Raw genomic sequence first — 22,847 nt, 5'->3', positions numbered from 1 at the left:
GACAGGGAATCAGACGTTCTTCCCGTATTCAATATCGATGTGTGAATACGGTAGCCCGCAAGGGGAGAGGGCGCATTCATGTGCGCCGCGCCCGTCTTCCGATCTTCAATCGCCGCGAAGATGAATTTCATGGTTGTTACGATGTCGCGGGTCGGCGCACTCGTTCCCATTTCAAACGCACTGGACACAGCACCGCGGTCTCGCGGCGGATGACGCCCGAGGTTTGCGATCGTGGTGCCCCTCGACAATGCAAAGGGCGCAGGGAAGGCCAGGCGTCGGCTGACGCCTGCGGCCCGCCTGCGAAAAAGAATGCAGGCGGCAGGTACCACAGGTGCAGCCGGACACGCCCGGCCTTCCCTGCGCGATGGTCTTCACGGCTGCTCCGTGCTCTCCCCGGGGACCGGCTTGTTTGCCCCCGTCGCCTGATGACACGTCATGTCACCGAGGCTTGACGCCAGCGTCGGGGCGCCAGGACCACACGGCTTGACCGTCCGCAGGCTGCCAATCGTCCAGCGCAAAAGCACCTGACAGGCCTGCGGCCACCGCTCCCCGCCTCAACGTATCGTGACGACGCGTACGCCCCTCTGCATGAGGACGGGATGCGCGGATACAATCATGAATTCCGAAAAATCGCAAGATAATTATTTTTTCCGGAAGCCGCAGGGGATGACGAGTTGACCCGGCCGGCCGCTCGGTCCGGATTTGGCGATGGCCGGCGGCCGTGACAGAATCGCAAGATCGGTCGAGCACACCCGGCCCGCATGCGGCTAGCTGGGGTTGCCACGGAGACCAGACGATGACTGCGGCGCTTCAGAAACACCATGCCCGGATGCAGCGGGTGCTCGATCACATCGACCGGCATCTGGCTGAGGATCTGGACCTGGAGACGCTGAGCAGCGTCGCAGCCTATTCGAAATATCATTTCCACCGGCAGTTCACGGCGACGTTCGGGCTGTCGGTGCATCGCTATGTCCAGCTCGCCCGCATGAAGCGGGCGTCGCACCGGCTCGCTTATGGCGATGACCAGAGCGTCACGGACATCGCGATGGATGCCGGCTACGACGCACCCGACGCTTTCGCCCGCGCCTTCCGGCAACGGTTCGGACAGTCGCCGTCATCGTTCCGGAAATCTCCCGACTGGGAGCCGTGGCTTGCGGCCTTCGGGCCTCTCGACGATGCGAGGAGCAAGCTGATGCAGACGACCTTTACAAAAGACGACGTGACGATCCGCGAGGTGCCGACGACGCCGGTGGCGATCATCGAGCATCGCGGCGACCCGGCGACGCTCGGCGCCACGATCCAGCGCTTCATCGCCTGGCGCAAGGCTGCCGGACTTCACCCCAGCACAAGTCCCACCTTCAACGTCTGGCGCTCCGAGCGACGCCCCGCCTCGCCTGAAGACTACAGCGTGGATCTCTGCGTCGGCACCGACCAGCCGATCGCCGCTGATGACCAGCTGGTCAAGGCCGGCGAGATTCCCGGCGGTCGCTGCGCCGTGCTGCGCGTCGTCGGCCACACCCACAATCTGGAGCCCGCCGCGCTCTTCTTGTACCGCGACTGGCTTCCGGCCAGTGGCGAGGAAGCCCGCGACTTCCCGATCTACTGCCAGCGGCTGAGCTTCTTCCCGGAGGTGCCGGAGCACGAGACGGTCGCGGAGCTGTTCCTGCCGCTGAAATAGCGGGCAGACGGCAAGGCGTGATGAGATGGGCGGGCAATGTAGCGCGGCATGATTGGCCCTGGATTGCTTCGCTGCGCTCGCAACGACGGTGTGGCGAGGGTTCGTGCGCTCAAATCGGCCGGATGCTGCGGATAGATGAACAGCTGCGCCAACAACCACCGCTGTCGTCCCGGCCTCGAGCCGGGACCCATAACCCCAGGGAGCAGTTTGAGGCAGGCGCGCGGTTGGCAGCTCGTACATCACGACCGCCGCGGCGTATGGGTCCCGGGTCGGCGCCACGATCGCGCTTGTCGCGCGCTCGCGGCTTGCCCGGGACGACATTGGTTGTTGTTGCGCGATCGTGGCCAACGTTGGCCGGTATTGTGCCCAGCGCAGCAAGCGTAGGGTGGGCAAAGGCGCGCTGACGTGCTGTTTCAACTTGCACCGATGCGCGGCGCGCCATGCCCACCATCGGCACCGTACGGTGGCGCGGTGGGCACGGCGCGCCGAACACTTGCGAATGTCGTGAGACCGAGGCAAGCGCGCCTTTGCCCACCCTACATTTTGTGGTCCAGCTATTCCAACGTCGTCATGGCCGGGCTTGTCCCGGCCATCCACGACGCTTGGAAACCCTGGACCGACGTGGATGCCCGGGACGAACCCGGGCATGACGAGTACCTAATAAGTAGCTCGCTCGTCGCCGGCGAAGCCGCTCAGAAGCAGGTCGTCCGTTCCGCGGCCAGATAGCCGAGCAGCAAACCCGCGCCGAACAGCAGCACCAATCCGGCAGCGCCGAATTCGAGGCCGCGCATGATCAGGGCGCCGCCGCCGTCGCGGCCGGCGCTGAGGCGGCGGGCGATGTCCTTGGCGGCGACGGCGAGCACCGCGATGGTCGCAACGGTGATCGCGGTCCCCAGTCCCATCACGATCGTGGCGGCGACGCCGGCCCAGAACATGCCTTGCGCCAGCGCGAACACCAGCACCAGGATCGCGCCCGAGCAGGGGCGGATGCCGGCGGCGAAGATCGCCTGGAAGCCGCGCTGCCAGCCACCGGGGCCGGCGAGCTCGCTCGGCGCGGGGCCGTGGGAATGGCCGCAGCCGCAATCGTCGCCATGGACGTGATCGTGGTGGGCGTGATCGTCATGGACATGCGCCTGCGCCGCCGCGTGCGCATGGCCGTGATGATGATGATCATGGCCGTGGTGATCGTGGCCATGATGGTCATGACCGTGATGATCATGATGATGCGCGCGAGGCTGCTGATCATGCGCGTGGCCATGATCATGCGCCGCATGCGCCACCGCGGCGGCGGGCGCACCGGCCAGCGCGAGCGCGGGGGCCGCCGGCTGCCAGGTGCGCAGGAAGGCCGCGCCCTTGACCCAGACCAGGCGCGCGCCGAGCAGCGCGATCAGGCCGTAGCTTGCGATCTCCACCACCTTCTCGGCGCTGCACATCGTGGCCGCCGTGGCGTTGAGCAGGACCGCGCCGATGCCGACGATGGCGACCGCCACCAGCGCCTGCATCAGGCCCGAGGCGAACGACAGCACAATGCCGCGCTTCGCCGTCTCCTGGTTGGCGACGAGGTAGGACGCGATGACCGCCTTGCCGTGGCCGGGACCTGCGGCGTGAAAAATGCCGTAGGCGAAGGAGATCGCGAGCAGCCACCACACCGCCGAGCCCTCGTCCTTGGCGGCGCGGATCGCCCCCGACATCTGCCGGTAGAACTCCGACTGCTTGGCGAGCAGCCAGCCGACGATGCCGCCGACCTGGGGCTCGGCCGGGGCGCCGAACGGCGATTTGGCGAGCAGCACATGCGAGGTCGCGTCGGCGGCGATGAGCGCTGCGAGGATAGCAGCACAGGTGAGGAGCGGACGGGCGGCGGGGCGAAGTTGCGTCATTGGCATTCCACTGAGATCTTGTTGGCGAAGTTCATTCCGAAATTGGCGTTCGCCCCGCCGCTCAGGAATGTCTGTTCGTTCATCGTCTGCGCGACGGATCCGCCGTCGCTCGGTCTCACCAGGCCGAATTTGCAGCCCGCGGGAGCGCTGACCAGCTTGACGGGATCCTTCTCCGCCATCTGGAAATCGATGAAATAGCTGGGATCGTAGACCTCGACCTGGAGCTGGTTCGACTTCACCGGCGCCTTCAGCGGCAGGGTGAAGTGCAGGGTCAGCTTGGTGTCCTTGTATTCGAGATAATAATCGACCGGATCGACCAGCTTCTGCTTGCGGCCGTCGGCCTTGATGAAGGTGAAGTAGGCGTATTCCTTCAGCGACTCCGCGTTGGTCTGCGCCAGCGGCGCCAGCTCCTCGCGGGTGTAGACGCCCTTCTGCTTGGTCTCGAGCCCCTGCAGCGCGTAGGTCGCGAACATGTCGTCGAAGGTCCAGGCATGGCGCACGCCGGTCAGCGTGCCGTCGGCTGCGTAGAGCAGCTCGCTGGTCGCGGTGACCCAGACATGCGGATGGGCGTGAGCGGCACTCGCGCCAAGCACGAGCGCCAGCATGGCGAGGAAAGAGCGCAGCATCGTGATCACCTCAGGCTCGTCGTCTCAGGCCGCCTTGGGAACGTCGAGCAGGCCGCGCCGGCGCAGCAGCGCATCGGGCTCCGGCTCACGGCCACGGAACGCGACATAGGCCGCTTCCGGATCGACCGAGCCGCCCGAGGAGTAGACGTTGTCGTGGAGCCGCTTGGCCACCGCGGGATCGAAGATGTTGCCGGCTTCCTCGAAGGCACCGAAGGCATCCGCATCCATCACCTCCGACCACATGTAGCTGTAATAGCCAGCCGCATAATGGTCTCCCGAGAAGATGTGGCCGAATTGGGTCGGCCGGTGGCGCAGCGCGATCTCCCTGGGCATGCCGATCTTCTCCATCTCGGCCTTTTCGAAGGCGCGGACGTCCTTCGACGCCGCAGCCGGCTGAGTGTGGAACTCCAGATCGATCAGCGCCGAGGAGACGAACTCCACGGTCGCAAAGCCCTGGTTGAAGCGGCGCGCGGCGAGGAAACGCTCGAGCAGATCCTGTGGCAACGGCTCGCCGGTCTGGGCGTGACGCGCGAATTTCTGCAGCACCTCGGGGCGCTCCTGCCAGTGCTCGTAGAGCTGCGACGGCAGCTCGACGAAATCGGTGAACACCGAGGTGCCCGACAGCGACGGATAGGTCACGTTGGAGAGGATGCCGTGCAGGCCGTGGCCGAATTCGTGGAACAGCGTGCGGGCATCGTCGGGCGACAGCAGCGACGGCTGGCCGTCGGCGCCCTTGGCGAAGTTGCAGACGTTGATGATCAGCGGCGCGGTCTCGCCGTCGAGCTTCTGCTGGTCGCGCAGCGAGGTCATCCAGGCGCCGGAGCGTTTTGACGGCCGGGCGAAGTAGTCGCCATAGAACAGCGCCTTGTGGCGGCCGTCGGCTTCCTTGATCTCCCAGACGCGGACGTCGGGATGCCAGACCGGGATGTCCTTGCGCTCGGTGAAGGTGATGCCGAACAGGCGTGTGGCGCAGTCGAAGGCGGCTGCGATCATGTTGTCGAGCGCCAGATACGGCTTGATCGCGGCGTCGTCGAAATTCGCCTTCGCCTGGCGCAGCTTCTCGGCGTAATAGCGCCAGTCCCAGGCCTCGAGCTTGAAGTTGCCGCCCTCCTCCGTGATCAGCGCCTGCAGCGCATCGCGGTCAGCCAGCGCCTTGGCGCGCGCGGGCTTCCAGACGCGCTCCAGCAGGCCGCGCACCGCCTCCGGCGTCTTCGCCATCGAATCCTCGAGGCGATAGGCGGCGAAATTCGCAAAGCCCATGATCCGGGCGGCTTCCTCGCGCAGCGCCAGGATGTCGCCGATCACGGCGTTGTTGTCGTTGGCGTTGCCATTGTCGCCGCGCGCGGTGAAGGCCTTGAACACCTTCTCGCGCAGGTCGCGGCGGGCGGAGCTCTGCAGGAACGGCTCGACCGAGGAGCGCGACAAGGTCACGATCGCCTTGCCGGGCATGCCGCGCTCGTCCGCTGCAGCCTTGGCAGCCGCGACGAAGCTGTCGGACAGGCCGGCGCGGTCATCCTCGCCGAGCTCCAGGAACCAGTCCTGCTCCTCGCCGAGCAGATGATGGCTGAAGGTGGTGCCGAGCTGGGCGAGCTGCTCGTTGATCTCGGCCATCCGCGCCTTGGCGTCATCGTCGAGGCCGGCCCCGGCACGGCGGAAGCGGGTGTAGGTGCGCTCCAGCAGCCGCTGCTCCTCACCGGTCAGCGTCAGGCTCTTGCGCTTGTCGTAGAGCAGCGCGATGCGGCCAAACAGCACGGCATTCATCATGATCGGGTTCCAGTGCCGCGCCATGCGCAAGGACACGTCCTTGTCGATCTCCAGGATGGCCGGGTTGGAATGCGCCGAGACGAGGTCGTAGAACACCGCCGCCACCTTGGAGAGCAGCTTGCCGGAGCGCTCCAGCGCCGTGATGGTGTTGGCGAAGTCGGGCTCGGCCGGATCGTGCGAAATCGCGGTGATTTCGGCGGTGTGGTCGGCGAAGGCGCGCTCGAAGGCCGGCAGGAAATGCTCCGGCTTGATGGCGTCGAAGGGCGGTGTCTGGTGCGGGGTCTCCCAGGCCACGAGCAGCGGATTGCTCTGGGCGTCGATCGTGGCGGTCGTGTCGGACATCGGCTCATGCTCCCCGGAATAGCGAGGCGCCCCTCATATCATGGAGGCGGTCCTTTTTGGGTCATTTCCCCTTGAAGGGCGGGGCCATTTCGGAGAGATTGCGCGCTCTTCAGAGGACCCGGACCATGAGCCAGCAGCCCACCTCCACCGCCTCGCGCCAGATCGCCTGGCAGAGCGTGATCACCGTCATCTCGGCGGCGATCCTGATCGGTGCCGAAGTGTTCGGCGCGGCCTTCGCCGGCGGCTGGGCACTCGCGATTCTGTTCGGGCTCGGCGATCAGGGCGCGCACATCCTGCAGGGCGTGCTGTTCGCGATCGGCGTGTTCGTGATGATCGGCTTCATCCGCGGCGCACAGCGCATCGAGCCGTTCACCAGGCGCGGCTGAGTTCACGAAAACACTGTCCAGCAAGCGCGAAAACGTTACGAAGCTTTAAGCTCGCTTAACGTTCGTTCAGACAATGGCGCCGCGCCTGTGTCGTGTAAGCACAGGTTAGGGAAATCTTTCCCGGCGCCGAAAAATGCCTTGCGAACGAAATTCAAAACGCTTATTTCCGCTTCTGCCCAATTTCGCACGTGCCTGTGGTCGTGTGTCAGTCGGTAGGTATCCGGACAAGAGGCCGGACAGCCGCCAAGGGATGAGGAACCGAGGGGCGCTCGGATCGTTGCGATCAAGATCAGTTCGATCGGGATCGTCATGCTCCAAGAGCCCAGCATCTCTCTCAAGAGATGCCGCTGAAGGTCACCTCATCTTTTGCAACCGTGACTGGCAGCCGGAGGCGAACCGGCGCACCCCGCTCTCAACGGGGGACGCGACTTAAAGCAACGACGGATCGGGCTTTTTTGGTCTCTACCGGCAGTCCAAAGCCGGCGCGGGCTACTGAAAAGGCTTGTCCTTCATTGCCAGGTGTGCGGGCGGGAAATTCCCAACCAATCCACGGCAGCACAATTCGGCTACGGGTTCGAGGTTTTGGCGCCTTTCCATCGGGCGGCAACGCCAAGGCACCCGTGTCGAGATCATTTTGAACGGGTCTCCGTCGCTGGGGCCGTTTGGAGGGTGCTATGACCGAACGTATCCGGGAATTCCTGCGCAACCGCCGCGAGGAAGGTTTGGACCACGAGCCCTGTCTCGTCGTCGACCTCGAGATCGTGCGCGACAACTACATGAGCTTCGCTCGGGCATTGCCGGACAGCCGCGTGTTCTACGCGGTGAAGGCCAATCCGGCGCCGGAAGTGCTGTCGCTGCTCGCCTCGCTGGGCTCGTCCTTCGACACCGCAACGGTGGCGGAGATCGAGATGGCGCTGGCGGCCGGCGCAACGCCGGACCGCATCTCCTACGGCAACACCATCAAGAAGGAGCGGGATATCGCGCGCGCCTATGCGCTCGGCATCCGGCTGTTCGCGGTCGACTGCGCCGCCGAGGTCGAGAAGATCGCGCGCGCCGCTCCCGGCGCGAAGGTGTTCTGCCGCATCCTGTACGATTGCGCCGGCGCCGAGTGGCCGCTGTCGCGCAAGTTCGGCTGTGATCCGGAGATGGCGGTCGACGTGCTGGACCTGGCCAAGCGGCTGGGCCTGGAGCCGTGCGGCATCTCGTTCCATGTCGGCTCGCAGCAGCGCAAGGTGAAGGCGTGGGACCGCGCGCTGGCGATGGCCTCGACGGTGTTCCGCGACTGCGCCGAGCGCGGCATCAACCTGACCATGGTGAACATGGGCGGGGGCTTCCCGACCAAGTACCTGAAGGACGTGCCGCCGGTGGTGCAGTACGGCCGCTCGATCTTCCGCGCGCTGCGCAAGCATTTCGGCAACCAGATCCCGGAGACGATCATCGAGCCGGGCCGCGGCATGGTCGGCAATGCCGGGATCATCGAGTCGGAAGTGGTGCTGATCTCGAAGAAGAGCGACGAGGACGAGCTGCGCTGGGTCTATCTCGACATCGGCAAGTTCGGCGGCCTCGCCGAGACGATGGACGAGTCGATCCGCTACGCCATCCGCACCCCGCATGAGGGCGCGGACATGACCCCGTGCGTGCTCGCCGGCCCGACCTGCGATTCGGCCGACGTGATGTACGAGAAGCTGCCGTATCCGCTGCCGGTGACGCTCTCGATCGGCGACAAGGTGCTGATCGAGGGGACCGGGGCCTATACGTCGACCTACTCGTCGGTGGCCTTCAACGGCATCCCCCCGCTGAAGACGTATCACATCTGAGCAGGCTTCCTTCGCCACCCATTCGTGGGTGAGCCGATGCGAGCTTCGGGTGGGGCGTTCCCCCACCCCGACCCTCCCCCGCAAGCGGGGGAGGGAGCGATCCACCGTCACCTTCAACCTGACATCACGTGGTTGCGCGCGGGCGAAAGCTCGCGGCGCAGGCCGGGGGACTGACGTGCCATGACCGCTTTCCGCTCCCAGACGACTGCGCCTGTTCGGACTGCCGCTCCGTTCGCGATCCGCAGCGAACGAGCCTCCGACGTCGCGGCGCGCGAGACGCTGCTGGATGCCTGCTTTGGCGACAATCGCCATGAGCGCACCTGCCAGCGCCTGCGCGACGGACGCGCGCCCGCCGCGGGCCTGGCCCTGTCGGCGATGCGCGGCGGCGCGCTGGTGGGAACGCTGCGGTTGTGGCACGTCAGCGCCGGCGGACGCGACGCCCTGATGCTCGGGCCGCTGGCGGTCGCCGCGGAAGCCCGCAGCCTCGGCGTCGGTGCGGCGTTGATGAACGCCGCGCTGATGATCGCGGCGTCGCGCGGCCATGGCGCGGTGATCCTGCTCGGCGATGCGCCCTATTATGCCCGCTTCGGCTTCTCCGTGGAGAAGACGGCCGAGCTGGAGCTGCCCGGCCCGTTCGAGCGCGCCCGCCTGCTCGGGCTCGAGCTGGTCGCGGGCGCGCTGGACGGCGCCTCGGGTCTGATCGAGGCCACCGGCGCCGCCGAGCGCAAGCCCCGCCGCGGCCGCAAGGAGCGGCCGGTCTCATGCGCGGCGTAGGGGCGGCGGGATCGACGCCGCAGCGGCGGACGCTGCTGCCGACGCTCCTCCTGATCCTGCTCGGCCTCATGATCGTCCGCGACATCGTGATCCGGCGCTGGAGCAGCGCGCCGCCGGCGGGACCCGACGTCACCCGGCTGCGTTAGGCATTCGGGCAACCGGCGCCGGACCTGCCCCGCCAGGGGTTGCGCAGGTGCAGCAAAAGCTCTTTAACCCCCGAAAATCCCCGACGACGAGGTGCGCGATGTCCCGCCGTTTGATCTCTACCGGATCACCGTTCGAAAAGAGCTTCGGCTACAGCCGGGCCGTGATCGACGGCGACTTCGCCTTCGTCGCCGGCACCACCGGCTATGACTACAGCACGATGACGATGCCGGCCGATGTCACGAGCCAGTCACGCAACTGCTTCAAGACCATCGCCGCCGCCCTGCAGGAGGGCGGCTTCGAGATGGCCGACATCGTCCGTGCGACCTACTACCTGACCGACGTCACGGATGCGGACGCCCATCTCGCCGTCTGCGGCGAGGTGCTCGGCGATATCCGGCCCGCCGCCACCATGGTGGTCGTCGCGGCGCTGCTGAAGCCCGAGATGAAGGTCGAGATCGAAGTCACCGCCAAGCGGCGCAGCTCTTAACGAGCGATGCGGCGCCTGAGCCATTCATTCAACGAACGCGAAAGCACCTGTCCGGAGACCGTCCCCTCATGAGCTCGCAGATCCACGCCAAGATTTCCGGCCCCATCGTGATGATCGGCTTCGGCTCGATCGGCAAGGGCACCCTGCCCCTGATCGAACGCCATTTCGACTACGACAAGGACCGCTTCGTCATCATCGATCCGCATGACGACGGCGCGCTGGCCAAGAAGCACGGCGTGCGCTTCATCCAGCAGGGCGTGACCCGCGACAATTACCGCGAGCTGCTGGTGCCGCTGCTCACCGCCGGCGGCGGCCAGGGCTTCTGCGTCAACCTCTCGGTCGACACCTCCTCGGTCGATCTCATGACGCTGTGCCGCGAGATCGGCGCGCTCTACATCGACACCGTGGTCGAGCCGTGGGCCGGCTTCTATTTCGACAAGAGCATGGGAGTCGAGCAGCGCTCCAACTACGCGCTGCGCGAGACGCTGCTCGCCGCGCGCCGCAAGAGCCCGGGCGGCACCACCGCCGTCTCCACCTGCGGCGCCAATCCCGGCATGGTGTCGTGGTTCGTCAAGCAGGCGCTGCTCGACATCGCCCGGGACACCAAGACCGAGATCGTCGAACCGAAGAGCCGCGAAGGCTGGGCGCAGCTGATGCAGAAGCTCGGCGTCAAGGGCGTGCACATCGCCGAGCGCGACACCCAGCGCTCCAAGAACCCCAAGCCGATGGACGTCTTCGTCAACACCTGGTCGGTCGAGGGTTTTGTCTCCGAGGGCATGCAGCCGGCCGAGCTCGGCTGGGGCACGCATGAGACGTGGATGCCGGACAACGGCCGCTGCCACACCGAAGGCTGCGGTGCCGCGATCTATCTGCTGCAGCCGGGCGCCAACACCCGTGTGCGCTCCTGGTGCCCGACGCCGGGCGCGCAATACGGCTTCCTGGTGACCCACAACGAGTCGATCTCGATCGCCGACTACTTCACGGTGCGCGACGGCGACAAGGTGGTGTACCGGCCGACCTGCCACTACGCCTATCACCCGGCCAATGACGCGGTGCTGTCGCTGCACGAGATCTTCGGCGCCACCGGCAAGATGCAGGAGAAGTGGCACATCCTCGACGAGAACGAGATCGTCGACGGCATCGACGAGCTCGGCGTGCTGCTCTACGGCCATGGCAAGAACGCCTATTGGTACGGCTCGCAGCTGTCGATCGAGGAGACCCGCCGCATCGCGCCCTATCAGAACGCGACCGGCCTGCAGGTGTCCTCAGCGGTGCTCGCCGGCATGGTGTGGGCGCTGGAAAACCCGACCGCCGGCATCGTCGAAGCCGACGAGCTCGACTTCCGCCGCTGCCTCGAGATCCAGACGCCGTATCTCGGGCCAGTGAAGGGCTACTACACCGACTGGACGCCGCTGAACGATCGCCCGGGCCTGTTCCCGGAGGACATCGACACGTCAGATCCGTGGCAGTTCCGGAATATCCTGGTGCGGTAAACCCCGGCCGTCGTCCCGGGCAAGCCGCGACGGCAACGCCGTCGTGGCGCTGACCCGGGACCATACGCCGTGGCGTGTGTGGGGCGCGAGGTGGAGCTACGAGCCTGCCTCACATTGCACCCCTGTGGTTATGGGTCCCTGCGTTCGCAGGGACGACACCTGTAGCGGGGCACACGTTTGCCAAACACTCCGCTGTCGTCCCTGCGAACGCAGGGACCCATACCGCGGATACTATCGAGGGCACGGAACTGTCAGCGGCCTGCCTCATGACGGCCGGTGGCTATGGGTCCCGGCGTTCGCCGGGACGACAGCGGAATTTGTGGCGGCGTCCGGGCAAATCCAACTACTTCCGTTCCATTGTCGGCGCGATCTTTTCGGCGGGCGCCGGCGGCAGGGCTGGCTTGGCGCCTTCCTTTTGCGCTTCCACGTCAGGGCGCGCGGGCTCGGGGGCCGGCGTGGTCGGGCGGGTGCCGCCCGGCTTGGATTCGGCCGGCGTCGGTGACGGCTCGGGCGAGGCTGATGGCACAGCCTGCGCCATCTGGTCGAGATGATTGGCCTTGATCTCGGTCAGCGAAACGACGGCCACGATCACGCCAAGGACGAACAGGCCCGCTGCAAGCAGCATGTCCCGGCGCAAAGTCTGTTTGCTGTTGATCGAGGCCATGGCTTGTCATCCGCATCCAATGATGTGCGGAACAACGGTCACGCGCCTGCGAGGTTCCATCGGGGCCTGCGCCCCAATGCCCCATCAGAGCCGCAGCAGGCCGGCCTCACCGCTTTCATCCGAAAAAGCGAGCCAGGTTCCCGCGGCGTTCCAGCCGATCGCCGTGATCGGCGGGGTCTCGTTCCGACGCACCAGGATCTCGGCGCCGTCCTGCATGCGCACCATCAGCACGGTGCCATCCTCGTAGCCGCAGGCCAGGATGTCCTGCTTGGGATGGCAGGCGACCGCGGTGACCTTGGCCTTCATCGGCGCCAGCATCGCCGGCTCCTTGCCCATCGGCCCGTCCTTGCCGACGAACGGCCAGAGGATGACCATGTCGGCACCGGAGGTCGCGAGAAAACGTCCGCCGCTGCCCCAGGACATCGACCTCACCCGCGACGGATAGCCGGTCATGCGCATGTGCCTGGAGTCCGCAAGGCGCCAGCCGTGCAGCGCCGGCTCATGCATCGCGGTGACCAGGAATTTGTTGTCGGGGCTGAAGGTGACGGCGTGATGCGAGCCGGCCCAGCCGAGGAATTCGGGCTCGCCCGCCATGTTCGGAAACCACAAGGTCGCGCCGTTGTAGTGTGCGATCGCGAGTCGCAGGCCCTTCGGCGCGAACGCAAGGCCGCCTGCGGTCGAGGGCACTTCGAGCGACTTCTCCTCGCCCTTCGGCTGACGCACGAACGCGGTCTTGCCGACCGACCAGGCGATCGCGCCGTCGGGATGGACAGCGACATTGTCGATCCAGCGCCGCTTCGGATCGGTGGCGAGAACGCTCACGCTGCCGGCCTTGTCGAGCGCCGAGACCTTGCCGTCATCGCCGCCGAACAGGATGCGCGATCCGTCCGACACCGCCGACAGGATGCCGCCGCCTGACACCTCGACCTTGCTGGTCTCGCCCTCCGTGTCGACCACGGCTACGCTCTCTTCCGTGCCGACGAAGGCGGCGCGATCGCCGAGATAGTGCACGGCGGTGACCGCCATGCCGAGCGACACGGGCTTCACCTTGTCGGTGACAGAGACGATGGATGCGGCCTCGCCGCTTTGGTCAAACGACGTCATCAGGTCACGATGCAGCGTTCGAAACCTTCGCGGATGGCGTCTTCCGGCAGCTCGCGGCCGATGAAGACGACGCGGCTTTGCCGCGCCTCGTCGGGCTTCCACTTCCGCTGATGATCGCCTTCCAGCATCATGTGCACGCCCTGGAAGACGTACCGGTCGTCATCGTCCTGGAACGCCAGGATGCCCTTCGAGCGCAGGATCTTGCCGCCCTCGGTCTGCACCAGGTTCTGCAGCCACGGCATGAACTTCGCCGGATCGAGCGGCTTGTCGGAGCGCAGCGACATCGACTGCATCTCCTCGTCATGATAGTGCTTCAGGCCGTGATCATGATGGTGGTGATCATGGCCGTGGTCGTGATCATGGTGGTGATGATCGTGGTCGTCTGCCGCGTTGAGGAATTCCGGCTCGATTTCGAGAATGCGATCGAGATCGAACGCGCCGCGCTCCAGCACATCCGAGATCGCGATCTGGCAGCGCTCGGTGCGGTGCAGCCGGGCGTAGGGATTGATCGCGCGGATGCGCGCCTCGACCTCGGCGAGCTCCGGCTTGGTGACGAGATCGGTCTTGTTGAGCACGATGACGTCGGCGAAGGCGATCTGGTTCTTGGCCTCGGGCGCGTCCTTGAGCCGGTCGGACAGCCACTTCGCATCGGCCACCGTCACCACCGCATCGAGCCGCGCATTCTTCTGCACGTCCTCGTCGACGAAGAAGGTCTGCGCGACAGGCGCCGGATCGGCGAGCCCCGTGGTCTCGACGATGATGGCGTCGAACTTGCCCTTGCGCCGCATCAGGCCGGAGATGATGCGCACGAGATCGCCGCGCACGGTGCAGCAGATGCAGCCGTTGTTCATCTCGAACACTTCCTCGTCGGCGCCGACGATGAGGTCGTTGTCGATGCCTATCTCGCCGAATTCATTGACGATGACGGCGTATTTCTTGCCGTGGTCTTCCGAGAGGATGCGGTTCAGAAGCGTGGTCTTGCCGGCCCCGAGATAGCCGGTCAGGACCGTCACTGGAATCTTGCTCGCGTCGGACATGCTCACTCCGAAAACCTCAGATCGCGTCGAAAAATGGCTCATGGCGCGCCGTTCCGCGAGGCCTTTTGGACCTAGCGGACCAGCGCGCCCGTCAGGGCCCTTATATTGTGCCGGACCATGGCAATGTAAGTGGGGACCGGGCCGTTTTCCGCGCTCAAGGCGTCCGAATACAGCGTGCCGCCGATCTTGGCGCCGGTCTCGGCCGCGATCCGGCCAACCAGCCGGTCGTCGTTGAAATTCTCCAGGAAAACGGCCGGAATCCGGGCTTTCCTGACCTGGGCGATGATCTCGGCGACGTCGCGGGCGGACGGCTCGGTCTCGGTGGAAACGCCCAAGGGAGCGATGAAGGCGATCCCATAGGTATCGGCGAAATAGCCGAAGGCGTCGTGGGTCGAGATCACCTTGCGCCGCTCGGCCGGGATCTTGTCGATCTCGGCGCGCACCTCGCGATCGAGCGCGGCGAGCTCGGCCAGATAGCGCTCGGCATTGGCCTTGAAGGTGTCCGCATCGGCGGAATCGGCCGCCACCAGCGCATCGCGGATGTTCTTCACATAGACCATCGCGTTGGGCACCGACTGCCAGGCATGCGGATCGGCATCCGAGCCGCGCTTGCGCGGGGTGATGCCCTGGGTGGCCGTGACGATCGGCGCCTTGCTGCCGGAGGCCTGCTGCAGGCGCGGCAGCCAGCCCTCGAGGCCGAGGCCGTTGACGATCAGCAGCCGCGCCGCGCCGACCTCCTTCGCGTCATGCGGCGTCGGCGTGTAGACATGCACGTCGCTGTCCGCCCCGACCAGCGAGGCGACGTTGACCTTGTCGCCGCCGATTTGGCGGGCGAAATCGGCGAGGATCGAGAAGCTGGTAACGACAGTCAGCCGGGTCTGGGCTGAGGCGGGAATGCTCGGCAACAAAGCGACTAGCAGGCTGAGGGCGGGCAACAGGCGTTTCATGGGCATGGACTTCAAGCTTCGAGATGGCGTCCCGGGAACAGTTGCGGAAGCACGCCGCCCACGCGTCCGAACAGCACCGAGGCGAGATAGAGCAGCGACGCGACCAGGATGATCGCGGGGCCGGAGGGAATGCGGGTCTGGAACGACAGCACCAGCCCGACGTAACCGGAGACGATCGCGGAGGCGACGGCGATGCAGATCATCGGCGTGACGTCGCGCGACCAGAACCGCGCGATGCCGGCGGGCAGGATCATCAGGCCGACCGCGAGCAAGGTGCCGAGCGCCTGGAAACCGTTGACGAGATTGACCACGATCAGGCCGAGGAAGATCAGATGCGCCGGTGCGCCGGCGCGGCTCACGGTGCGCAGGAACAAGGGATCGACGCTCTCGACCACCAGCGGGCGATAGATCACCGCGAGCACGACGAGCGTGATGGTGGCGTTGCTCGCGACCATCAGCAAAGTCGGGTCATCCATCGCCAGGATGTTGCCGAACAGCACGTGCAGCAGGTCGACATTGGTGCCCTTGACCGAGACGATGGTGACACCGATCGCCAGCGAGGCGAGATAGAAGGTCGCGAGCGACGCATCTTCCTTGAGCCCGGTCGAGCGCGAGACGAGGCCCGACAGCAGCGCCACGGCGAAGCCGGCAATCAGGCCGCCGGTGGTCATCGCGAACAGATTGAGCCCGGACAGCAGGAAGCCGATCGCCGCCCCCGGCAGGATCGCATGCGCCATGGCATCGCCGACCAGGCTCATGCGCCGGAGCATCAGGAAGACGCCGATCGGGCCGGAGCCGAGCGACAGCGCGATCACGGCCGCCAGCGCGCGGCGCATGAACTCGAAATCCGAGAACGGCGCGATCAGGACCTCGCGCAGCATCATGCCGCCTTCGAGGCTGGCGCGGGCACGCAAGGTGCGGCGGCGTCGTCGAAGGCCTCGCACATCCGCCGCGCGGCCAGGAGATTGTCCGCGGTGAGAACCTCGGTCGTCGGGCCCCAGGCCACGGCCTCGCGCGCCAGCAGGAGCGTCTGCGGGAAGTGGGCGCGCACCATGTCCATGTCGTGCAGCGCGGCCAGCACGGTGCGCCGCTCGCCATGCCAGTGCTCGATCAGTTGCAGGAGATCCGTCGACGTCTTGGAATCCATTGCATTGAAGGGCTCATCGAGCACGATCACCCGGGCATCCTGCAGCAGCACGCGGGCGAACAGCATGCGCTGCATCTGGCCGCCGGAGAGCGTACCGATGCCGCGGCCCTCGAAGCCGGTCAGGCCGACAGCGGCGATGGCGTGGGCGATCTTGTCGCGCGCCGCAGCCCCGATGCCGCCGAAGATGCCGACCGAGCGCCACAGGCCGGTGCTGACGAAGTCGAACACCGAGATCGGGAAGCTGCGGTCGATGTCGGCGATCTGCGGCAGATAGGCGATCTCGCGCGGCTTGAGGCCAGCCGCCGCAATGGTCCCGGCAAGCGGCTTCAGCAGGCCGACGATGCCGCGAAACAGCGTCGACTTGCCGGCGCCGTTGGGGCCGATGACGGCCAGCAGCGCCCCCTCCGCCACCTCGCCGGAGAGGTGGTGCACCGCCGGGTGACGGTCATAACCCAGGGTGACGTCGCGAAACTGCAGCTGCGCCATCGCCGCCCTCACCGCATCGCCAGCCAGACGATCACCCACAACCCAGCGCTCGCCACCAGCGCAGCGCCGAGCCGAGTGGTCACCGGCATCCGCAGGATCGACCACGGCGCCGGCTGCGCCGGATGCGGCGCGGCGGGGCCATGGCTGTGGGCATGGCCGTGGCTATGCCCATGCGAATGGCTGTGCTCGTGGGCGTAGGCGTGGGCACGGGCGTGACTATGGGTGACGGACTGGGTCATATCGCCAGGATGTTACATTATAACATCACCTCTGTCCACCGGCGGCGTGGGCCAAGCCGTCCCTTGACGCGCGAGCGCAGGCCTCGCCCTTCGAGACGCGCGCCTGCGGCCGGCTCCTCAGGGTGAGGAGCGAACGGCCTGCCCCGAAGATGAACGTGCCGCGCCGCGGCCCTCGACGCGAAACCCTCATGGTGAGGAGGCGCGCAGCGCCGTCTCGAACCATGAGGCCCGGAATCTCTCCGGGCCATAGCGCGAGCGGGAGCCGTGCAGCTTCAGCTCAGGACCCGCACCAGGGCCAGGCCGGCGAACAGGCCTGCAATCGAGATCCCCACCGATCCCAGGACGTAGAGTGCAGCAAGGCCCAGCGCGCCCCGTTCGTACAGCAGCGCGGTGTCGAGCGAAAACGCCGAGAACGTCGTGTAGCCGCCGAGGATGCCGGTCATCAGGAACAGCCGCCAGTGCTGCGTCGCGCCGCCCTTGAAGGTGAGGTAGCCGGCGATCAGGCCCATCACGGTCGAGCCGGTGATGTTGATGATGAAGGTGCCGTATGGAAAATCGGTACCGAGCGCCCGGGCGCTTGCCAGGTTGACGGCATGCCGGATCGAGGCGCCGCAGCCGCCACCGAAGAAGACGAGAAGATAGCCGAACAGCTGATTCACGGGACCTGACCTTGCACACGGCACAGGGACAACGATTGCCCTGCCCTCTGGACATCACGGGCAAAATTCTTGCCGAAATGCGTCTTCGCTTGCAAGGATCGCTCTCATGAAACGAGTCATGAAAAAGGGCGGCGAGCCCAAGCTCACCGCCCTCAATTCTCGATCACGATCGATCAGACAGCCTTGCCGTAGAGCTCTTCGACGTATTCCCAGTTGACGAGATTCTCGACGAAGGCCTTCAGATAGTCGGGGCGACGGTTACGGTAGTCGATGTAGTAGGAGTGCTCCCAGACGTCGACGCCGAGGATCGGGGTCGCGCCATGGACCAGCGGACTCTCGCCGTTGGCGGTCTTGGAGATTTCCAGCTTGCCGTTCTTGACCGAGAGCCAGGCCCAGCCCGAGCCGAACTGGCCGACGCCCGCGGCGATGAAGTCCGCCTTGAACTTCTCGTAGCCGCCGAGGTCCTCGTCGATCTTCTTTTCCAGTGCGCCCGGCAGCTTGGTTCCGCCGCCATTCGGCTTCATCCACGACCAGAAGTGAATGTGATTGTAGTGCTGGCCGGCATTGTTGAAGATCGGGGCGTTCTTGCCGAACGAGCCCTTGACGATCTCCTCGAGGGACTTGCCTTCGAATTCGGTCCCCTTGATCAGATTGTTGCCGTTGGTCACATAGGCCTGGTGATGCTTGTCGTGATGGTACTCGAGCGTCTCCTTGGACATGTAGGCGCCGAGGGCGTCATAGGCGTAAGGCAGGGGGGGAAGCGTAAAGGTCATGGGCTCGGTTCCGCAACTTGTGGGAAGACGGGATTAAACGGGACCTCCTTATAGAAGGTTCCGAACTCCTAAACACTGTGATTCTGGAAAAAGCGAGCCGTTTTGATGAGCATCGAAATCGAGGTCCTGAATGGCGACGCCTCCTGGACGCAGGCCAAGCCGCTGTATGACGCGATCTGGCCGCCGGAGGTCGTCGCCGGACTACCCTGGGCCGGTATCAGCTTTGCGCATGCCGACCTGCGTGTCTTGGTGCAGGATGAAACCGGCGAGGTGCTCTGCCATGTCGGGATCTATCGCCGCCTGGTGACGTGGAACGGGCAGAAGGTCAATGTCGGCGGCATCGGCGGCGTTTTGACGCGCGCCGACATGCGCAACCGCGGGCTCGCCACGGTCGGGCTGAACGCGGCGATCCAGACGATGCGGCACGAGGAGTCCATCAACTACGCCATCCTGTTCTGCGCGGCCGATCGCGTTCCCTTCTATATGGCGAGAGGATTCATTCCGTTCGACGGCGAGGTCTATGCCGAGCAGCCGGAGAAGGGCCGCGTCCGTTTCGATACGCTGTCCGCGCTCGTGCACGACGTCAAGCGCAACGCGCCGACGCGCGGCACCATCGACCTGTGCGGCCTGCCGTGGTGACGTGCCGCGCGCGGCGGTGAGACGAACGCGCAAGAGACTGAGACGGACGGTGCGGGCCGCACCTGATCGTGATGATGACGGCGTTGGACAAATGCCGTCCGACGATTGCATCGGCTTGGTTTGCTGATATGGAAGCTCGTCTTCAACCGGGGGTTAAGATGATTTGCAAACTGCGTTTGGCCACTGTCGCGTTCGCTGCGCTGGTGATGGCGCAGCCGGCCCTGGCGGCCGACGATCCGAGCGGCACCTGGCTGACGCAGGCCGGCGATGCCAGGATCAAGGTCGCCAAATGCGGCGCCAATCTGTGCGGCACCGTCGTCTGGCTGAAGGAGCCGATGGATACCGACACCGGCAAGCCGGCCGTCGACAACAAGAACCCCAATCGCGCGCTGGCCAACCGCCCGATCATCGGCCTGCAGCTGTTCGACGGCGTTCATCCCGACGGACCGAACAAGTGGTCCGGCAAGATCTACAATGCCGATGACGGCCAGAGCTACATCAGCCACATTTCGGTCTCGGGCCCGGACACGCTGAAAGTCGAAGGCTGCGTCGGAACCCTGTGCGGCGGCGAGACCTGGACCCGCGCGCGCTGATCGCGATCAGGTGACCGCCGCTTTCAGCGCGGTCGCCGCCGATGCGTAGCCGCCCTGGGCTCCATCGATGAAGTGCACGTGATCGGGGCGGATCGCCGACGGCGTGAAGCAGGTCATCATCGCGGCATCCTGCCGGTGCAGCCCGTAGCGCACGATGCCCTGCGACGCGGCGGCGCCGAGGCGCCGCTCCAGCTCCTGCGCAAGCTGCTCGGTGCAGTCGAGGATCATGCGCAGCGCATCGTCATATTTCCGAAAATCGGAATTCTCCACGACCTGCTGCTTATATACTTCCGGCACGAAGCCGCCCATGCTGATGCCGAAGCGCATGACGGCATAGACGAACAGCGTGCGGCCGAGCACGCGGACCCAGCGCGTCACGCGCGGGCCGCGCGATGCGCGGACCTCATAGCCCAAGCCCTGCGGCGGCCATCGCAGCGCAGGCCCGCCGGCGGGCACCGGCCGCCCCGCTTCGGGGCTGCGCTCCGTCAGCGTAATGATCTCCTCGATCACGTTGCGATAGGCCTGGGGATCGGCGTCCGCGGCCGGCAGCACCAGCACCGAGAGAATGAGTCCGCGCGCCGACGGCATCACCTCGAACCGGCAGGACAGTCCGGACAGATCGGGCTGCGTGCCGGGCGGCGCCGGCGGAATGGCAAACTCGCCGCGCTTCATCGCGGCCTCGGCCCAGCTCAGGCCGCCGCCGGCGAACATCGCGTAGGACAGATTCGGCGACGGACCATAGCGGGCCACGCGCACATCACCGCCCTGCGCCCGGATCGCGCTCACCGGCACGAGCGCGATCCGCATCGACAGGTCGAGATCCTCCCCGACCCAGCGCGCGGTGGCGGCAAGGGCCTCGCGGGCCGCCTCTGCATCATCCGGCCCGACCGCAAAGCTCGCACCGTCACCACCGAACACAAATGGGAATTCGCGTCCCTCCAGCGCGTTGGTCACCGCGGCGATGATCGCCGCGCCGGCCATGTTGACGGCCTTGTAGCGCTGATCGGCGATCGCCTTCGTCGACTCGACGATGTCGGCCGTGCCGACCAGCCAGTCATCCGGCACCGGCTTGTAGAGCGCCGGATCCATCAGCCGCGAGAAGCCGCGAAACACCGGGATCGAGGCATAGTAGTCCGCAGCGCTGGTCTTCGACATGGAGCGATCATCCGTCCGGAGTGCGTCTTCAATGCGGAGCTACGGACATCGCTGTCAAGCGGGTTCGGACCCGGCGCCGGCCGGCGGCCTGCCTGCAGCCGGGTTTGTTCCGCGTTGTCGATCCGTCGGTATTGGCGTGCTAGCCTTGCCACCATGAACGCCCAAGCCTCAACCGTCCCCCAACTCGCCGGCCGCGCGCTGCAGATCGCGGACCGCATCAACACCGCCGGTTTCGAAGGCCAGGTGCTGTCGGCGGCGCCGCTCGCCGTCCGGGTCGGCGAGACCGGCATCGCGGTGGTCTTCCGCTACGGCGTCGTCGTCTTCATCGGCCTGTCGGCGGCCGAGGAGATCGCCTTCCTGGATCAGCTGAGCACGCGGCTGTTCGGCCCGATCGCGCCGCATGAGGAAGAGACCGCGAAGGTGCAGGTGGCGCGCGAGTCCGATGAGCCGATCCCGGTCGGCGGTCCGATCCTGGTCAAGGAATTGTCGCTGGAGCGGCTGCTGATCGTCGCCGACGCGCTCGCCAAGAGCGTCGTGCTCGGCCGCAGCGAGCGCGAGATCGCCAACGTGTTCGACACCATCGAGCCGTTTGCAAGCGAGCTGGCGACGCTGGGACGGACCTCGAAGAGCCGGGTCGCGATGCTCAAGCTGCTCGGCGAGGCACTGCTGGTGCAGCACCGTGTCTCGGGTCGCGTCGCCGTCGGCGAGAAGCCCGATGTGCTGTGGGACCGGCCGGATCTCGAACGGCTCTATGCCCGGCTCGAAGATGAATATGAGCTCAAGGAGCGCGAGGACACGCTCAACCGCAAGCTCGCCGTGATCGCCGAAACGGCGACGACGCTCGCCGACATCATCGACGCCAAGCGCTCGCTGCGGCTGGAGATCATCGTCGTCATCCTGATCGCCTGCGAGATCGTGCTCGGCTTCTACGAGATTTTCGCGCGCGGCGGACATTGAGCGATGCAGTGCTCTCGTCCCGAGCGGCGAGGACCCCGTTCAGCTCGGGTTCAGCGGCAGGATGGAACACTGCCTCATGCTCGGCGAGGAGCACAGGGAGCAGTCAAGAATGACGCAGGCGGGCCGTCGTCGTGACCGGATGCGAGCCGAAAGGCAGCGCGACGGATGGCCGTTCGTCGAGACCCGTCGCCGGCCGGACGCAACGCGAGGCGCCTGCCCCGTCACTCCAACGCGCTGACGTTCCAGGTCGCATGACGCACGCCAGACAGCTTCGTCAGATCCGACACGATACGGTCGAGTTCGGCGCTCTCGACGACCAGCGGCACCAGCGCCGAAACGATTTCGACGATGTCCTCGGAGCGGTAGACGACGTCGGTCTCCCGCACCGGATATTTGGCCGCTTCCAGCCGATCGTCGATCGCCTCGCGCAGTTCGGCGGCATGCAGCGCGTCGGTGGTCACGACGATCTTATAGTGGGCCTCCGACGTCTGTGCATTCAGCGGGATGCGGTCGATGGCGTTGACCAGCGGCCGCAGCAGCGTGTTACCGGCGAGCACGAACAGGGTCAGGGCGACCGACTGGGCGATCAGGTCCGCGCCCGCGCAGGCACCCACCGCGGCCGACGCCCACAGGGTGGCGGCGGTGTTGAGGCCGCGGACGTTCATGCCCTCTTTCATGATCGTGCCGGCGCCGAGAAAGCCGATACCCGACACCACATAGGCGATGATGCGCACCGCGCCTTCGGCGCCGGTCAGGCGATTGCCGATGTCGACGAAGGCGGCCGCGCCGACCGCGACCAGCACGTTGGTGCGCAGGCCGGCGCTGCGCTGCCGGTATTGCCGCTCGGCGCCGATCAGCGTGCCGAGCACGAAGGCGGTGAACAGGCTGACGAGCGTGTCGAGGAAATCGTAGAGCTGGAAGGTGTGCAGGAAACGCATGGACAATTGGCCGTGTTTGGTATCACGCTGCGAGGTCGGCCTTGCGGCCGACGCAAAGTGGGCCTCCGGCGGCCCGATTGCCGCGAGAAGGCCGTTTTCTTAGTCCGTCCTTGATCGA

24 protein-coding genes are annotated in these 22,847 nt (G+C 66.1%); 10 read left to right on the top strand and 14 right to left on the bottom strand.

Annotation, left to right across the window (positions count from 1 at the left end; all coding sequences use genetic code 11):
- Nucleotides 1-796: 796 nt before the first annotated feature.
- On the top strand, nt 797-1,678 hold the full coding sequence (locus tag QQL87_RS25330) for an AraC family transcriptional regulator (RefSeq protein ID WP_284421551.1): 882 nt from the start codon (nt 797-799) through the stop codon (nt 1,676-1,678).
- A 692-nt stretch (nt 1,679-2,370) separates the two neighbouring features.
- On the opposite strand, the gene QQL87_RS25325 is transcribed toward QQL87_RS25330, so the two are convergent.
- From QQL87_RS25325 to QQL87_RS25315, 3 genes are read right to left on the bottom strand one after another with little or no spacing between them, the layout of a single operon-like run.
- Nucleotides 2,371-3,555: a nickel/cobalt transporter gene (locus QQL87_RS25325; RefSeq protein ID WP_284421552.1), complete on the bottom strand. Its 1,185-nt coding sequence runs from the start codon at nt 3,553-3,555 to the stop codon at nt 2,371-2,373.
- Nucleotides 3,552-4,181 (bottom strand): DUF1007 family protein, encoded by a 630-nt coding sequence (locus QQL87_RS25320; RefSeq protein WP_284421553.1) that lies wholly within the window; start codon nt 4,179-4,181, stop codon nt 3,552-3,554. The genes QQL87_RS25325 and QQL87_RS25320 overlap by 4 nt, the downstream gene beginning before the upstream one ends.
- Nucleotides 4,182-4,205: 24 nt before the next feature.
- The gene (locus tag QQL87_RS25315; RefSeq protein WP_284421554.1) at nt 4,206-6,287 is read right to left on the bottom strand and encodes a M3 family metallopeptidase; all 2,082 of its coding nucleotides are present in this window, start codon (nt 6,285-6,287) and stop codon (nt 4,206-4,208) included.
- 125 nt (nt 6,288-6,412) lie between these two features.
- Here QQL87_RS25315 and QQL87_RS25310 point away from each other — a divergent pair, with 125 nt between their 5' ends.
- The 6 genes from QQL87_RS25310 (at nt 6,413) to QQL87_RS25285 (ending at nt 11,391) form a co-directional block, all read left to right on the top strand.
- A complete protein-coding gene (locus QQL87_RS25310; protein WP_284421555.1) occupies nt 6,413-6,673 on the top strand; it encodes a hypothetical protein in 261 nt (86 codons plus the stop codon).
- A 674-nt stretch (nt 6,674-7,347) separates the two neighbouring features.
- The gene (locus QQL87_RS25305) at nt 7,348-8,490 is read left to right on the top strand and encodes a type III PLP-dependent enzyme (RefSeq protein ID WP_284421556.1); all 1,143 of its coding nucleotides are present in this window, start codon (nt 7,348-7,350) and stop codon (nt 8,488-8,490) included.
- A gap of 180 nt (nt 8,491-8,670) precedes the next feature.
- The gene (locus QQL87_RS25300; protein ID WP_284421557.1) at nt 8,671-9,264 is read left to right on the top strand and encodes a GNAT family N-acetyltransferase; all 594 of its coding nucleotides are present in this window, start codon (nt 8,671-8,673) and stop codon (nt 9,262-9,264) included.
- The gene (locus QQL87_RS25295) at nt 9,252-9,410 is read left to right on the top strand and encodes a hypothetical protein (RefSeq protein ID WP_284421559.1); all 159 of its coding nucleotides are present in this window, start codon (nt 9,252-9,254) and stop codon (nt 9,408-9,410) included. Before QQL87_RS25300 ends, QQL87_RS25295 begins: the two co-directional genes overlap by 13 nt.
- 98 nt (nt 9,411-9,508) lie before the next feature.
- Nucleotides 9,509-9,898: a RidA family protein gene (locus tag QQL87_RS25290; protein WP_284421560.1), complete on the top strand. Its 390-nt coding sequence runs from the start codon at nt 9,509-9,511 to the stop codon at nt 9,896-9,898.
- 68 nt (nt 9,899-9,966) lie between these two features.
- Complete coding sequence (locus tag QQL87_RS25285; protein ID WP_284421561.1) at nt 9,967-11,391, top strand: homospermidine synthase; 1,425 nt, start codon at nt 9,967-9,969, stop codon at nt 11,389-11,391.
- Between the two features lie 343 nt (nt 11,392-11,734).
- Here QQL87_RS25285 and QQL87_RS25280 read toward each other — a convergent pair whose 3' ends face one another.
- The 9 genes from QQL87_RS25280 to QQL87_RS25240 form a co-directional block, all read right to left on the bottom strand.
- Nucleotides 11,735-12,055 (bottom strand): hypothetical protein, encoded by a 321-nt coding sequence (locus QQL87_RS25280; protein WP_284421562.1) that lies wholly within the window; start codon nt 12,053-12,055, stop codon nt 11,735-11,737.
- Nucleotides 12,056-12,139: 84 nt separating this feature from the next.
- Complete coding sequence (locus tag QQL87_RS25275) at nt 12,140-13,159, bottom strand: WD40 repeat domain-containing protein (RefSeq protein WP_284421563.1); 1,020 nt, start codon at nt 13,157-13,159, stop codon at nt 12,140-12,142.
- Nucleotides 13,159-14,196: a CobW family GTP-binding protein gene (locus tag QQL87_RS25270; RefSeq protein WP_502871214.1), complete on the bottom strand. Its 1,038-nt coding sequence runs from the start codon at nt 14,194-14,196 to the stop codon at nt 13,159-13,161. Before QQL87_RS25270 ends, QQL87_RS25275 begins: the two co-directional genes overlap by 1 nt.
- 71 nt (nt 14,197-14,267) lie before the next feature.
- A complete protein-coding gene (locus QQL87_RS25265; RefSeq protein WP_284421565.1) occupies nt 14,268-15,143 on the bottom strand; it encodes a metal ABC transporter substrate-binding protein in 876 nt (291 codons plus the stop codon).
- An 11-nt stretch (nt 15,144-15,154) separates the two neighbouring features.
- Nucleotides 15,155-16,024, bottom strand: a complete 870-nt coding sequence (locus QQL87_RS25260) for a metal ABC transporter permease (RefSeq protein WP_284421663.1) — start codon at nt 16,022-16,024, stop codon at nt 15,155-15,157.
- Complete coding sequence (locus QQL87_RS25255) at nt 16,024-16,776, bottom strand: metal ABC transporter ATP-binding protein (protein ID WP_284421566.1); 753 nt, start codon at nt 16,774-16,776, stop codon at nt 16,024-16,026. The genes QQL87_RS25260 and QQL87_RS25255 overlap by 1 nt, the downstream gene beginning before the upstream one ends.
- A gap of 8 nt (nt 16,777-16,784) precedes the next feature.
- Entirely contained in the window at nt 16,785-17,015 is a 231-nt protein-coding gene (locus tag QQL87_RS25250) for a hypothetical protein (RefSeq protein WP_284421567.1), read from the bottom strand.
- Between the two features lie 272 nt (nt 17,016-17,287).
- Entirely contained in the window at nt 17,288-17,674 is a 387-nt protein-coding gene (gene crcB, locus QQL87_RS25245) for a fluoride efflux transporter CrcB (RefSeq protein WP_284421568.1), read from the bottom strand.
- A gap of 173 nt (nt 17,675-17,847) precedes the next feature.
- Nucleotides 17,848-18,447, bottom strand: coding sequence for a superoxide dismutase (locus tag QQL87_RS25240; protein ID WP_284421570.1), 600 nt, complete (start codon nt 18,445-18,447; stop codon nt 17,848-17,850).
- A 105-nt stretch (nt 18,448-18,552) separates the two neighbouring features.
- On the opposite strand from QQL87_RS25240, the gene QQL87_RS25235 reads away from it, so the two are divergent.
- Together QQL87_RS25235 and QQL87_RS25230 are read left to right on the top strand one after the other, a co-directional pair.
- Complete coding sequence (locus QQL87_RS25235) at nt 18,553-19,086, top strand: GNAT family N-acetyltransferase (protein WP_284421571.1); 534 nt, start codon at nt 18,553-18,555, stop codon at nt 19,084-19,086.
- Between the two features lie 158 nt (nt 19,087-19,244).
- The gene (locus QQL87_RS25230; protein WP_284421572.1) at nt 19,245-19,679 is read left to right on the top strand and encodes a DUF2147 domain-containing protein; all 435 of its coding nucleotides are present in this window, start codon (nt 19,245-19,247) and stop codon (nt 19,677-19,679) included.
- Nucleotides 19,680-19,685: 6 nt separating this feature from the next.
- Here QQL87_RS25230 and QQL87_RS25225 read toward each other — a convergent pair whose 3' ends face one another.
- The gene (locus QQL87_RS25225) at nt 19,686-20,834 is read right to left on the bottom strand and encodes a DUF3095 domain-containing protein (RefSeq protein WP_284421573.1); all 1,149 of its coding nucleotides are present in this window, start codon (nt 20,832-20,834) and stop codon (nt 19,686-19,688) included.
- A gap of 153 nt (nt 20,835-20,987) precedes the next feature.
- On the opposite strand from QQL87_RS25225, the gene QQL87_RS25220 reads away from it, so the two are divergent.
- The gene (locus QQL87_RS25220; protein ID WP_284421575.1) at nt 20,988-21,791 is read left to right on the top strand and encodes an RMD1 family protein; all 804 of its coding nucleotides are present in this window, start codon (nt 20,988-20,990) and stop codon (nt 21,789-21,791) included.
- Between the two features lie 221 nt (nt 21,792-22,012).
- On the opposite strand, the gene QQL87_RS25215 is transcribed toward QQL87_RS25220, so the two are convergent.
- On the bottom strand, nt 22,013-22,729 hold the full coding sequence (locus QQL87_RS25215; protein WP_284421576.1) for an MgtC/SapB family protein: 717 nt from the start codon (nt 22,727-22,729) through the stop codon (nt 22,013-22,015).
- Nucleotides 22,730-22,847: the final 118 nt, after the last annotated feature.

The organism is Bradyrhizobium sp. SSBR45G (assembly GCF_030159255.1).
GTDB lineage: Bacteria > Pseudomonadota > Alphaproteobacteria > Rhizobiales > Xanthobacteraceae > Bradyrhizobium.
The sequence above is the reverse complement of the archived record's forward strand: the minus strand, read 5'-3'. Positions and strand labels throughout refer to the sequence as shown.